10 protein-coding genes are annotated in these 13,032 nt (G+C 69.8%); 9 read left to right on the forward strand and 1 reads right to left on the reverse strand.

The annotated features are described in order from the left end of the window. Genes ACFQI8_RS11910 through ACFQI8_RS11930 form a run of 5 tightly spaced genes read left to right on the forward strand, consistent with a single transcriptional unit; the run spans position 1 to position 3,825 of the window. Positions 1 to 258, forward strand: a complete 258-nt coding sequence (locus tag ACFQI8_RS11910; protein WP_390245024.1) for a ferredoxin — start codon at positions 1 to 3, stop codon at positions 256 to 258. After that, the gene (locus ACFQI8_RS11915; RefSeq protein WP_390245026.1) at positions 255 to 977 is read left to right on the forward strand and encodes a cobalamin biosynthesis protein; all 723 of its coding nucleotides are present in this window, start codon (positions 255 to 257) and stop codon (positions 975 to 977) included. Before ACFQI8_RS11910 ends, ACFQI8_RS11915 begins: the two co-directional genes overlap by 4 nt. Continuing rightward, positions 974 to 2,194, forward strand: a complete 1,221-nt coding sequence (locus ACFQI8_RS11920) for a CbiX/SirB N-terminal domain-containing protein (protein ID WP_390245028.1) — start codon at positions 974 to 976, stop codon at positions 2,192 to 2,194. Before ACFQI8_RS11915 ends, ACFQI8_RS11920 begins: the two co-directional genes overlap by 4 nt. A 2-nt stretch (positions 2,195 to 2,196) precedes the next feature. Next, the gene (locus tag ACFQI8_RS11925) at positions 2,197 to 2,580 is read left to right on the forward strand and encodes a DUF3209 family protein (RefSeq protein ID WP_390245030.1); all 384 of its coding nucleotides are present in this window, start codon (positions 2,197 to 2,199) and stop codon (positions 2,578 to 2,580) included. Between the two features lie 6 nt (positions 2,581 to 2,586). Continuing rightward, positions 2,587 to 3,825, forward strand: a complete 1,239-nt coding sequence (locus ACFQI8_RS11930; protein WP_390245032.1) for an outer membrane protein assembly factor BamB family protein — start codon at positions 2,587 to 2,589, stop codon at positions 3,823 to 3,825. A gap of 36 nt (positions 3,826 to 3,861) precedes the next feature. Here ACFQI8_RS11930 and ACFQI8_RS11935 read toward each other — a convergent pair whose 3' ends face one another. Beyond that, positions 3,862 to 6,036, reverse strand: a complete 2,175-nt coding sequence (locus tag ACFQI8_RS11935; RefSeq protein WP_390245034.1) for a VWA domain-containing protein — start codon at positions 6,034 to 6,036, stop codon at positions 3,862 to 3,864. Between the two features lie 44 nt (positions 6,037 to 6,080). On the opposite strand from ACFQI8_RS11935, the gene cobN reads away from it, so the two are divergent. The 4 genes from cobN (at position 6,081) to ACFQI8_RS11955 (ending at position 12,722) form a co-directional block, all read left to right on the forward strand. Continuing rightward, positions 6,081 to 9,929 carry a cobaltochelatase subunit CobN gene (gene cobN / locus ACFQI8_RS11940; RefSeq protein ID WP_390245036.1) on the forward strand — a complete coding sequence of 1,283 codons (3,849 nt, stop codon included), beginning with the start codon at positions 6,081 to 6,083 and terminating at the stop codon, positions 9,927 to 9,929. Further along, a complete protein-coding gene (locus ACFQI8_RS11945) occupies positions 9,922 to 10,602 on the forward strand; it encodes a precorrin-8X methylmutase (RefSeq protein WP_390245038.1) in 681 nt (226 codons plus the stop codon). Before cobN ends, ACFQI8_RS11945 begins: the two co-directional genes overlap by 8 nt. After that, the gene (locus tag ACFQI8_RS11950; RefSeq protein ID WP_390245040.1) at positions 10,595 to 11,425 is read left to right on the forward strand and encodes a cobalt-precorrin-7 (C(5))-methyltransferase; all 831 of its coding nucleotides are present in this window, start codon (positions 10,595 to 10,597) and stop codon (positions 11,423 to 11,425) included. Before ACFQI8_RS11945 ends, ACFQI8_RS11950 begins: the two co-directional genes overlap by 8 nt. Positions 11,426 to 11,513: 88 nt before the next feature. Further along, complete coding sequence (locus ACFQI8_RS11955; protein ID WP_390245042.1) at positions 11,514 to 12,722, forward strand: ABC transporter substrate-binding protein; 1,209 nt, start codon at positions 11,514 to 11,516, stop codon at positions 12,720 to 12,722. Positions 12,723 to 13,032 lie beyond the last annotated feature (310 nt).

The following is a 13,032-nucleotide window of genomic DNA, read 5'->3' on the forward strand; positions in this document are numbered from 1 at the left end:
ATGTTCGAAATCGCAATCGACCGAGACGCCTGCGACGGCATCTTCGCCTGTCTCGCCCGCGACGAGCGATTCGTCGAGGACGACGACGGACTCGCCACAATCGACCCCGACGCGGCCGGCGTCGTGCGCGTCGAGCGCACCGACGAGCGGGTCGTCGCCCTCCTCGAAGGTGACGCCGAGGCGGACGACGACGACGCGACGCTCGCGGCGCGAGCCTGCCCGCCGGGGGCGATTTCGGTCCGGGAGGTGGACGCGTGAGCGACGCGAACGCCGACGACTCGTCCGCGGACGCCGACTCGGACGCGAGCGTTGACTCCCGCGTCGCCCCCGCGGACGACCTCCTGAAAAGCGCGCCGGAGACGGCCTATCTCTGGGGCCACGTCGCCGGCGGCGGCCGAATCAAGCGGGAGCAGTTCACCGTTTTGACGAGCGACGAGACCTGCGCGAACCGCCTCGCGGCCATCGCCGGCGGCGGCGAAATCGACCGCCGGGAGACGGAGCGAGCCTACGCCCACAACACGGCCGTCACCCGCGTCAAAGACGAGTACCGCGTGACGGTCGAAGGCGGCGTGGTGCGAAGCGCGAGCGCCGCGTTCGGTCTCCCCGTCGGCGACGACGCCGGCGGCTACCGCTTCGACGTGTTCGACGCCCGGCGAAAACAGCTCCTCCGCGGCCTGCTCGAATCCTGCGGGACGGTCTGTTTCAAGTCCTCGTCGGGGACGGTCGGCATCTCGTTCGTCCACGACGACCGAGCGCTCCTCGAAACCGTGGACCGACTGCTCGACGCCTGCCCGGTCGACGCGCCGACCGGCGAGATTGGGGAGACCTCGTCGGGCGGCTACTGGTTCGGCGTCGACGACGACGCGGCCGCCGGCTTCGGTGAATGGATCTACGAGGGGAGCGACGAGACGAACCTGTTCGCGCCGACGCGGCGTCGAAAGCTCGTCAGAAGCCTCGAAGAGGCGGAGAACGCATGAGTCTCGAACGGCCCGACCCGGCGCTCGACGACGACGCGGTGCTCCTCGTCGGCCACGGCTCGCGCCGCGAGGAGTCTAACGAGCAGGTGCGGACGCTCGCCGCGAAGTTGGAATCGCGGCTGTCGGTCCCGGTGGACGCGGCGTACATCGAACTCGCCGAACCGTCGATAGACGACGCAATCGAGTCGATGGCACCGACCTGCCGGACGATGACCGTCGTCCCGCTGTCGCTGTTCGCCGCGAGCCACGTCAAAAACGACGTGCCGCTGGCGGTTCAGCGGGCCCGCGCGACCCACGACGACACCGAGTTCCGGTTCGGCTCGCACCTCGGCATCCACCCGTCGGTCGTCGACCTGCTGGACGAGCGGGCGCGGGCGGTCGAGTCCGACCTCGGCGTCGACCGCGATGACGACGACGTGGCGGTCGTCCTCTGCGCCCGCGGGTCGAGCGACCCCGACTCGAACGGCGACGTGCACAAACTGGCGCGCCTGCTGTACGAGGGTCGGGAGTTCACCCGCGTCGAATCGGCGTTCATCGGCGTCACCACGCCCCGACTCGAGGAGACGCTTCACACCGTCGCCAAGGACCGCCCGGACGCCGTCGTCGTCCTCCCGTACATGCTCGGCGACGGCGTGTTAACGGGGCGAATCGTGGACACCGCCGAGACGTTCGACGAGGAGTACCCCTACGTCGACGCCGGCGCGTCGGGACCGCTCGGCGCGGACGACCGGGTGGTCGAGACGCTCGCCGACCGCTACCGAGAGGCCCGCTCGGGGAGCGTCGAGATGTCCTGCGACACCTGCAAATACAAGGTCGAACTCGCCGGCTACGAGGACGACGAGGGGGGCGCTCGCGCGATGCTCCGCTCGCTCGTCCATCAGGCGGAGCACGCCGACCGGAGCGACGTCGACGACGACCCGCACGTCCACGACGCCCCCGAGAAACACGTCGCGGTCTGCACGAACCAGACCTGCGCCGCGAGCGGCGCGGCGACCGTCCTCGAACAGCTCAGACAGGGCGTGCGCGACGCCGACGACTGCGACGTCCACGTCTCGCGGAGTTCGTGTCTCGGACAGTGCGGCGACGGCCCAATCGTCGCCGTCTACCCCGACAGCGTCTGGTACGGCGGCGTGACGCCCGAGGACACCGACCGCATCGTCTCGTCCCACCTCGAACGGGACCGCATCGTCTCGAACCTCGTCCACCAATCACTCTAATCATGGCCTGCGCAGAACTCGAAGCGCTCCGACTGGCGCTGTTGAACATCACCGGAACGACCGACGAACACGCGAAGCGACACGCCGAAGCCGAACTCGAAGACTACCTCGGCGACGCCGACCCCGGCCCGATTCAGGCGCTCGCGAACGCGACCACGCTCGACGAGGCCCAGCGACATCTCGACGCCGCGCTCGTCGACCTCGAAGAGGAGGCGACGCGAATCGACGACGACGACCCGCGAGCCGGCTACCTCCGCGGCCGACTCGTCGCCGTCCGCGACGCCGAGCGGTCGCTTCGCCGCCTTCGCGAGGGCACAGACGCGCTCCTCGACGACCTCGGGGAGGCTCATCACACGCTCCACGACGCCTTCCCCGTCGAGGACTGAGCCGCGATGACATCGTCCCCACTCACGGCCCGCCGCGACCTCGGCGAAGTCGACCCCGCGAGCAGTCGCCACAACTGGGCGCGCTCGGCGGTCGCCGCGACCGAAGACGCCGTCTTCGTCGGAACCGCGGACGGCCGCGTCGTCGCGCTGGAGACTGCTACCGACTTCGCATCCGACGACGGCGAACGCTGGGAGACGCGCGGCGAGCACTCCGTGGTATCGATGGCCGCCACCGACGAGTTCCTCGTCGTCGGCGAGCGCGGCGGCGACGGACTGGTTCGCGTCCTCGACACCGAGACGGGCGACGCGCGCTGGACGTACGCGACGGCCGACGACGTGGGCACCGCGGCGAGAGACTCGCTTTTCTTCCGGCCCTACGTCGTCGACCTCGCGGTGACCGGCGACAGAATCGTCGTCGCCGCCCGGCGGTACGAACGCGACGGCGAGGAGCGACGCTGGCGGAGCGTCGTTCTCGGATTCGACCGCGGCGGTCGGCTCGCGTGGCGCAGACGCGTCCACGCGTCACCAATCGCAGTCGACGCTGATGGGGACCGCGTCGCCGTCGCGTACAACCGCTGTCCGAACCCCGAACAGGACGGCCTCGTCCTCCTCGACGCCCACACCGGGGGGCGAGTCGCGTCGTGGGACCCCGAAACCGACGGCGACCGACGCGTCGGCGACGTGGCTTTCGCGGGCGACGCGCTGGCCGTCGCCAGCCACGGCGACAAACGCGGCTACCTCCTCGATTCAGAGGGGAACGAACGGTGGCGGCTCGACCTCGCCACCGAGCGCCGCGTCGGCGACGAGACCGTCTACGCCTATCCGACCCACGTCTGCGTCGCCGACGGAGCCGCCGTCTTCGTCACGGGGAACACGTTCGCCGAGTCGACCCGCGACCCGGACGCGCGACACCCCGACGAACACACCGCGGTCGGCGTCGACCTCGACGGGGGCGAGCGCCTGTGGACCCGCGACACCGGCGGGTTCGCACGGGCGGCCGTCGCGGCCGGCTCACGGGTGTTCGTGCCGTCCGCCCAGCACTTCCGAGAGCGGGAGGCCGACCGCCACGGGGTCCACACGTTCGATTCGACGGCGGGGCACGTCGAAACGGAGGGGCTCCCCGGCATCCCGACCGCGGTCGCCGCGGGCGGGGGCGTTCTCGCGGTGGTCGAAGAACCGGTCGAGTACCACGACGAGGGCGTCACGCGCGGGGCGTACCGACTCCGCACGCGACCGATTCGATAGGAGCACACCATGCGAAACGAGACGACCGACCCCCGGCTACTGCCCGTCCGCGGAGCGCGCGGCCTCGGCGACCCGCTCGGCCGACAGGTCGGACAGCGGGATGCGCCGCGCGCCCGTCTCGGAGACGAGGATGTCGGTCACGCCGATACCGTCGTCACCGGCGTCGACGACGACGACCGAGGCGTCGGCGGTGGCGAGGCCCCGCGCCGCCGACCGGGTCTGTCCGGTCGGACTCCCGTCCGCGACGTTAGCCCGGCCGTCGGTGACGACGACGACGAGCGCGGCGTCGGCGTCCGAGCGGTCGATGACCCGACGGGCGGCGTCCAGCCCGGACGGAAGCGGCGTCCGGTCGCCCGTCGGAAGCTCCTTCAGGTGCCGCGCCGCCAGCGTGACGCTGTCGGTCGGTGGGAGCAACACCTCGGCGTCGTCGCCGGCGACCGCGACGAAGGCGACCTCGTCGCGCTTCTCGTAGGCGTCTTCGAGGAGCGACAGCACGGTGCCCTTCGCCCGCCGCATCGCGGCGCGCATCGACGCGCTCGCGTCCACGACGAACACGACGAGCGTCGCGGCCGACCCGCGGGAAACCGCGGTTCTGAGGTCCGACCGGGTGACGCGGGACCGACCAGCCGAGGCCGCGGCCCGGACCGACGCCGGCACGTCGATGTCGTCGGTCTCCGTCGCCGGTTCGGTTCGCACCCGCGAACCGCGTCCCTGTCGCGACTCCCGAACCGCGGCGCGGCTTCCGTCACCCGGCGTCTCCGCGTCGAGGGCGGCGTCCTCGACCGGCGGGCGCTCGGAGTCGCCGATACCGGCCCGGCGCTGACCGGGGAGAAGCGGCGTGGCCTCGTCGGGGTCGCCGTCTCCGGAGTCGTCGGTATCGCCGTCTTCGGAAGTTCCGTCTTCAGAATCGCCGTTCTCAGTGCCACTCTCGTCGGCTCCGTCGACTTCGCCGCCTCGGTCGTCACCACCGTCGTCATCCCCGGTGTCGGAGTCGGGTGCCTGTCCCGGGGCGTCGTCGTCGGAGTCGGAGTCGGAATCGCCTCCCTCGCCGCGCGCTTCCCCGTTTCCATCGCCCCCATCGTCGCCACCGTCTCCGCCGTCGTCACTATCGCCACCCTCGTCGGTGCCGTCACCATCAGTATCGGCCGCGTCGTCACTATCTCCGCCGGCGTCCTCGCCGTCGTCGTCCCGGTCCGCGTCCGCGTCGAAGTGGTCGTCGAGCACGTCGTCGAGGTCGGGGTCGTCGTCGAACGGGCGGCTCCGGAGTCGGTGCGGGAGCGCGAGGGCGGCCGCTTCGCGCACGTCGCTTTCGAGCACTTTCGTCCGGCCGTCGAGCGCCGCGAGGGTGCGGGCCGCGCGGGCGATAGCGATGTCGGCGCGGTGGCCCTCGACGCCGGCGTCGACGCAGAGTTCGGCGATATCGCGTTTGAACTCGGTCGGGAGGGCAACCGAGTCGAGGCGGGCCGTCGCCTCGCGGAGCGCGGTTTCGAGCGCCGCGGTCTCCTCGCGGTGGGCGTCGTTGGCCGTTTCGGCGTCGTCGCCGCCCCCCAGCACCCGGTCGATAATATCCACGCGCTCGTCGATGTCGCGGCTCCCGACGACGGTCGCCTGGAGGGCGAAGCGGTCCCGAAGCTGGGGGCGGAGGTCGCCCTCCTCGGGATTCATCGTCCCGACGAGGGTGAACTCGGCGGGGTGCTCGACGCTCACCCCGTCGCGCTCGACGCGGTTGACGCCGCTCGCGGCCGCGTCCAAAAGCAGGTCGACGAGGTGGTCGTCGAGGAGGTTCACCTCGTCCACGTAGAGGATGCCGCGGTTCGCGCGGGCCAAGAGACCGGGGTCGAACGACGCCTCGCCGTCGAGCGCGTCGGCGACAGAGAGCGTGCCCGCGACCCGGTCGCGGGTCGCGCCGAGCGGGAGCGTCACGAGCGGGACCGGCCGGCGCTCGACCGCGGGGTCGTCGCGGGCGCGACACGAGTCGCACTGGCGGGCCGGGTCGTCCGGGTCCGGCGGACAGCCGTACGGACAGTCCGCGACGACCGCCTGTTCGGGCAGGAGGTCGGAAAGCGCGCGGACCGCGGTCGACTTCGCGGTGCCCTTCTCGCCGCGGACGAGCAGACCGTCGAGGTCGTCGTTGGCTCCGACGGCCAACAACGCCCGTTTCAGTTCGTCTTGCCCGACGATAGCCGAGAACGGAAGCGTCTGAGTCGTCATCGAATACGAAACCGTAGTTGCAGTAAGACAATAACACTTTATCAATGACACCGACAATCGGACTGTACACAGCGACCGAAAACGAGTTGGGCGCGGTCCAGCGGGCCGCGCGCCGACTCGACGGAATCGACCTCGTCGTCCGCTCCGCGAGCGACATCGACGACGTGACCGACGCGGACGCCTTCGTCGACGAGTTGGAGTCGGCGACGGCGGCCGTCTTCTGGCTCCACGGGGCCGAAGACAGCATGCCCGGCTACGACCACGCGGTCGAACGACTCGAATCCGCGGGCGTGCCGCTCGTCGTCAAAGCCACGGGCGATGCCTTCGCGCGCCGGGACACGACCGTCGCCGACGTGGACCGCGAGCGCGTCTGCGAGTACCTCGACCGTGGCGGCGCGGTCAACGTCGAGAACCTCTGTCGGTTCCTCGCCGCCGAGTACGCCGGCGTCGAGACGGCGGTCGACGACCCGGTCGAACTCCCGACCGAGGGCGTCTATCACCCCGACTACCCCGGCGTCGAGTACGACGAACTGCTCGACAGCCACGACCCCGACAAGCCGACCATCGGCGTCTGGTTCTACGAGTCCCACTGGACGCACGCGAACACCCGGTACGTGGACGCGCTCGTGGAGCGCCTCGAATCGCTCGGTGCGAACGTCCTGCCCGCGTTCTGCAACCCCGCGACCGACGAGGAAGGACAGGAGAACGCCGAGTGGGTCGCCCGAAACTGGTTTTCGGACGACGACGGCCCCGTCGTCGACGCCGTCGTCAGCTCCTTCATGTTCTCGCTGTCGATGAGCGAGCGGGGCCGCGACGCCGACGACGAGGGTTCGGCCGCCGAGGACGTGTTCCTCACCGAACTCGGCGTCCCCGTGTTGCAGGCCATCACGACCATGCGCTCTCGGAGCCGGTACGAGTCGAGCGACACGGGCGTGATGGGCTTCGAACTCGCGCTGTCGGTCGCGCTCCCGGAGTTCGACGGCAACGTCATCACCCACCCGATAAGCGGGAAAGAACGGATGGAAGACGAGGCGGGCGTCGGGAGCGCGCCGAAACAGCACTTCCCCATCGAGGACCGCGTGGACCGCGTCTCCCGGCTCGCGGTTAACTGGGCGCGGCTCCGCCACCTCCCGAACGACGAGAAGAACGTCGCGGTCGTCCTCCACAACTACCCGCCGAGCGACGACGGCATCGGAACGGCCTTCGGGATGGACAGCCCCGCGAGCACGGTCAACCTCCTGTCCGAACTCCGGGAGCGGGGCTACGCCGTCGGCGACCTCCCCGCGGACGGGCAGGCGCTCATCGACGACCTCACCTCGCAGTTGACGCTTGACGACCGCTGGGTCGCGCCCGAAGACGTGCGGGACCTGAGCGTCGACGTGGTCTCACCCGACCAGTACGCCGACTGGTTTGCCGACGCCGACGACCGCTTCCGCGACAACGTCATCGAGGAGTGGGGCGACCCGCCCGAGCGACCGTTTGCGATTCCGGGCGTCGAGTTCGAGAACGTCCTCGTGACCGTCCAGCCCCCGCGCGGGTTCGGGATGGACCCCTCGAAGGTGTACCACGACTCGGACCTCCAGCCGCCGCACGACTACGTGGCGTTCTACGCGTGGCTCCGCGAGGCGTTCGAGGCCGACGCCGTGGTCCACCTCGGCACCCACGGGAGCCTCGAATGGCTCCCCGGCAAGACCGTCGGCCTGAACGGCGAGAGCGCGCCGGACCAACTGGTTTCGGACCTCCCGAACGTCTACCCGTACATCATCAACAACCCCGGCGAGGGGACGCAGGCCAAGCGCCGGTCGTACGCGGCCATCGTGGACTACCTCACGCCGGTCATGCGCACCGCGGGAACCTACGACGACCTCGCGGACCTCGAAGAACTCGCCCGCGAGTACCGCGAGGCGGGCATGGACGAGGCCCGACCGGAGCGCGGCGACCAGCTCCGCGAACTCCTCGTTGACGCGGTCGACGACCTCGACCTCGCGGTCGAACTCGGGTTCGAAGACGCCGACGCCATCGGCGACGCGGACGGCGATGTCGTCTCCAATGAGGTCGATTTCGACGAACTCGTCGAGCGCGTCCACGAGTACCTGACCGACGTGAAGACGACGCAGATTCGGATGGGCCTCCACACGATGGGCGAGCCGCCCGAGCGCGACCGGCTCGTGGAGTACCTCGTCGCGCTCACCCGACTGCCGAACGCGGACACGCCGAGCCTCCGCGAGAGCGTTGCGGGCGTCATGGGCGTCGACTACGACCGGATGCGTGACGAGCCGGGGACGTACGACGACGACCTCGGGATGTATCTCTCGGAGGCCGCCGACCGCGTCTACGACCAGTGTGTCGAACTGGTCTCCGCACTCGCGGAACGCGACTTCGACGTGCCCGAGTCGGAGGTCGACGCCGGCCCCGACGACGAGGTGAACACGAACCTGCTCATCGTCGATATCGACCAACTCGGCGACGCGCGGGCGAAACGCGGCGCGCACGACGAGCTCCGCGAGGTGCTGGCGTTCATCTGCGACGAGGCGGCCCCGCGAATCGCGGCCGCCGAAGACGAGATTCCGCAGACCGCCGACGCGCTCGACGGCGAGTACGTCCGACCCGGCGGCTCCGGCGCGCCGACCCGCGGCGGGGTGGACCTACTGCCGACCGGGCGGAACTTCTACACGCTCGACCCGCGGAAAGTGCCCGCGAAACCGGCGTGGAGCGTCGGCGAGCGCGTCGCCGAGGGCGTTCTCGACCGCCACTACGACGACCACGGCGAGTACCCCGAGGAGTTCGGGGTCGTCGCGTGGGGGACGCCGACGGTTCGGACCCGCGGCGAGACCATCGCGCAGGTGCTCGCGTTCATGGGCGTCGAGCCGGTGTGGACCGACGCGGGCCGCGTCGATGACGTGGAGCCGATTCCGCTGGACGAACTCGACCGCCCGCGAATCGACGTGACGACCCGCGTCTCGGGGCTGTTCCGCGACGCGTTCCCGCAGGCCGCGAGCGTCGTCAACGACGCCGTCGACGCGGTGGTCGAACTCGACGAACCCCACGAGATGAACTACGTGAAAAAGCACGTCGAGGAGGACGCCGCCGAGTTCGAGGCCGACGGCGTCGACGCCGACGAGGCCGAGAAACTGGCTAAACACCGCGTGTTCACGACGACGCCCGGCGGCTACGGCGCGGGGACGAACAAGGCCGTCGACGAGGGCGAGTGGGACGACCGAAGCGACCTCGCGGACGTGTTCGTCCAGTGGGGCGGCTACGCCCTCGGGAGTCGCGGCAAGGTGACCGAGGCCCACGACGCCTTCGAGCGACGCCTGAGCGGCGTCGAGGCGACCGTGAAAATCGAGGACACCGCCGAGCAGGACGAGTTCGACTCGTCCGACTGGTACGCCTTCCACGGTGGGTTCGTCTCCGCAGTCGGCGAGATTTCGGGGAGCGACCCGGCCTCGTACGTCGGCGACTCCAGCGACCCCGACAACGTCAGCGTCTACACGAACGAGGAGAAGGTCCGCAAGGCGATGCGGGCGCGCGTCCTCAACCCCGACTGGCTCGACAGCATGGAAGAACACGGCTACAAGGGCGCGGGCGACCTCTCGACCACGGTCGATGTCGCGCTCGGTTGGGACGCGACGACGGGCGTCGTCAGCGACACCCTCTGGGAGCACCTCGCCGACGCCTACGCCTTCGACGGGGACCGACAGGAGTGGATGCGCGAGGTGAACCCGTGGGCGCTCGAAAGCATCACCGCGACGTTCCTCGAAGCCATCGACCGCGACCTGTGGGACGCCGACGACGACGTCCGAGAGCGGTTGCAGGACATCAACCTCTCCGTCGAAGGCGACCTCGAAGCGAACACGACGAACGCGATGACACAGACCCAATCCGATGACTGAACGAGACGCCTACGCCGACCTCGGCGCGACGACGCAGGAAGCAATGGACATCGCGGAGACGAGCATGGACATCGTCCGGACGTTCGTCCCCGACGAGACGCTGACCGACCGACTTCGGCAGAAGGCGGTCCACTCGACCGGCGACATCGAGTTCCAGCACCTCATCCGGTGCCAGAACGACCCCGTTGTCGCGGGCGCGAGGGCCGTCCTCGACGAGCGCCCCATCGTGACCGACATCACGATGGCGAAAGCCGGCATCACGGGCCGCGGCCACGACTGCCCGGTCCGGAAGGCAATCGGCAACGGGGCCGAGCTCGCCGCCGAGACGGGCATGACCCGGACCGCGGCCGCGGTGCTCGAACTCGACAAGGAGGGCGTCTACGACGGCGCAATCGCGGTCGTCGGCAACGCGCCGACCGCCGCGTTGGCGCTCTGCGACTGCATCGAAAACGGCACCCGACCGGCGGCCGTCGTGGCGACGCCCGTCGGGTTCGTCAAGGCAGAAGAGAGTCGGAAGCGCGTCCGCGAAATCGCCGAGGAGTACGGCGTTCCAGCGGTGACGAACGTCGGGAAACGCGGCGGGAGCGGCCTCGCGGCCGCGCTCACGAACGAGTTGATTCACGTCGCGAGCGACGTTCGCAACGGCGACGTAGACCTCGCAAATCATGAGTGAGGGCGAAAGCGACCCGTACGACCTCGATTCGGGGCCGGACCCGGCGGCGTTCGCCGCGGCCGCACCCGAACCGAGCATCGACGAAATCGACGGGGGCGGCGACGACGCCACGGACTCCGAGGCCGCCGACCCGCCGGTCTACGCAGTCGGCGTCGGTCCCGGAAATCCGGAGTACCTGACGCCCCGCGGGCGGCGGGCGATTCGGGAGGCCGACGTGGTCGTCGGCTTCGAGACGGTCGTCGACTTCGTCGCCGACGAAACCGACGCCGACCTGCTCACCTGCGGCTACGCCGACGAGGCCGACGCGCTGGCCGAGTTCGGGCGGCGCGTCGCGGCCGGCGACCGGGGGACGGCGGTGCTCATGGGCGACCCGAACCACTCGGGCTACCAGTTCCTCGGGAAGGTCCAGCGGACCGTCGAGCGACCGGTGCGGGTGATTCCGGGTATCTCGTCGCTCCAGATAGCCGCGAGTCGGGCCCGGACGCCGATGGAGGACACGCGGTTCGTCACGCTCCACAAAAGCGGGTCGCTCGACGCCGACCTCGACCGACTGGCCGAGGCGGTCGGCGAGCGCCACCTGCTCGTCCTGCCGCGGCCGTTCGACTGGATGCCGGGCGACATCGCCGAATACCTCCTCGATTCGGGCGCTGACCCCTCGCTGGACGCGCTCGTGCTCGAACGACTGACCCACGACGACGAGCGAATCACCAGAACGACGCTCGGCGACCTGCGCGACTCGGCCGGGGGGAACGGTCCCGACTCGACGCCGTACTCGGACCTCTCGGTGCTCGCCGTCAGAGCGCCCGTCGACGCGGCGGACTGAGTCGCCTCCTTCCCCCGCCCCGCGCGGAGGTAGTTAGGCTCACCTAAATTCCGAAGACGTTTTAACTATTTAGGTAAGCCTAAAATACATGGCAAACGACGGACAAAGCGGACGGGAATCGACGCGGCGCGAGTACCTCCAGTACGGCGGCGCGGTCGTCGCCGGCGGCTTGCTCGCCGGCTGTACCGGCGGCGGGTCGGAGACGACGACGGAGTCCGAAACCGAGACGACCGCGGCCGCGACGACCGAGGCGGCGACCGAGACAGCGACGGAGACCGAAACCGAGACGACGACCGAGGCGGCGGAGTCCTACTCGGTGTCGATAGAGCCGGTCGGCGAGGTCACCTTCGACTCGGTCCCGGAGACGTGGGTCGCGAACAACGGCAGTTGGGCCGACATGGGCGTCGCGCTCGGGCTCGACGCGCCGATGGGCCTCTGGCTCCCCGGCCGGTACCACACGCAGTACTACGACGAGATTCCGGACGTGAGCGTCGACAAGTCGTCCATCCGTCAGCTGTGGGGCGACAGCGGCGTCGGCAAAGAGCAGTTCTACGAGCTGAACGCGGACGTGCACGTCGCCGACCCGAACTTCCTCCTGAACCGCGGCCAGTGGAGCGAGGCCGACATCGAGGAGATTAGCACGCAGGTCGGGCCGTTCTTCGGTAACAGCATCTTCTCGCGCGGCTACGCGTGGCACGAGGACTACCGCTACTACAGCCTCTACGAGGCGTTCGAGAAGTTCGCGCAGGTGTTCCAGCGCGAGGACCGCTTCGAGGCGTTCGAGGGGGTCCACGAGGAGTTCCAGTCGAACCTCGCGCCGGTCGTCCCCGCGCAGGGCGAGCGGCCCTCGGCCGCCGTCGTCTGGGGCGGCGGCGACGAACCCGAGGAGTTCTACCCCTACGTCATCGACGAGGGAACGAGCTTCAAGCACCTCAACGACCTCCAAATAAACGACGCGCTCGCGGCGACCGACGTGCGGGACTTCTACAGCAACCGCGGCGCGGTCGACTTCGAGACGCTTCTGGAAGTCGACCCCGAAGTGCTCCTCGTGCGTGGACAGGAGGCTAAGACCCGCGAGGAGTTCCAGAACACGGTCATCTCGTTCATGGAGAACCACGAGGTGGCGAGCGAACTCACCGCCGTCCAGAACGGCGACGTCTACCGCGCCGGCGCGCTCTATCAGGGCCCCATCACGAACCTCGTCGTGACCGACCGCCTCGCACGGGCGCTGTACGACGCCGACGAGCGCCTGTTCGACGCCCAGCGCGTCGCGGACATCGTTAACGGCGACCTGTAACTCGCCCCGAGCTCGCGGCCCCGCTTTCTCTCTTCGCCCAGCCGTCGAGCGGCGCGTCCCGCCAGAACGCTTATGATGTTTTAGGCTAGCCTAAAAATATAGCAGTGAGCCGAGATATAGGCGGGGTCCCGGCGGCCACCGCGTCGCGGTTCGCCGAGGGTGAACCCCCGCTCATGGAGGTGTTCCGCCGAGCGGAAACGAGGTGAGTTCGCGGCGAAGCGGACCTCGGCACGCGTCCGACCGCCGGCGGCGTCCGCGAGGGAGCGCGCCGCTGGGCCGTGGGACCGGCCGCCGCGAGTCGGTTGCCGCG

The organism is Haloferax chudinovii (assembly GCF_042663345.1).
Taxonomy (GTDB): domain Archaea; phylum Halobacteriota; class Halobacteria; order Halobacteriales; family Haloferacaceae; genus Haloferax; species Haloferax chudinovii.

Excerpts from the sequence above, each read along its gene's own strand:
- ACFQI8_RS11910 (WP_390245024.1), top strand. The coding sequence starts at position 1 with ATGTTCGAAATCGCAATCGACCGAGACGCCTGCGACGGCATCTTCGCC.
- ACFQI8_RS11920 (WP_390245028.1), top strand. The coding sequence starts at position 974 with ATGAGTCTCGAACGGCCCGACCCGGCGCTCGACGACGACGCGGTGCTC.
- ACFQI8_RS11935 (WP_390245034.1), bottom strand. The coding sequence starts at position 6,036 with ATGACGACTCAGACGCTTCCGTTCTCGGCTATCGTCGGGCAAGACGAA.
- ACFQI8_RS11925 (WP_390245030.1), top strand. The coding sequence starts at position 2,197 with ATGGCCTGCGCAGAACTCGAAGCGCTCCGACTGGCGCTGTTGAACATC.
- ACFQI8_RS11950 (WP_390245040.1), top strand. The coding sequence starts at position 10,595 with ATGAGTGAGGGCGAAAGCGACCCGTACGACCTCGATTCGGGGCCGGAC.
- ACFQI8_RS11945 (WP_390245038.1), top strand. The coding sequence starts at position 9,922 with ATGACTGAACGAGACGCCTACGCCGACCTCGGCGCGACGACGCAGGAA.
- cobN (WP_390245036.1), top strand. The coding sequence starts at position 6,081 with ATGACACCGACAATCGGACTGTACACAGCGACCGAAAACGAGTTGGGC.
- ACFQI8_RS11930 (WP_390245032.1), top strand. The coding sequence starts at position 2,587 with ATGACATCGTCCCCACTCACGGCCCGCCGCGACCTCGGCGAAGTCGAC.
- ACFQI8_RS11955 (WP_390245042.1), top strand. The coding sequence starts at position 11,514 with ATGGCAAACGACGGACAAAGCGGACGGGAATCGACGCGGCGCGAGTAC.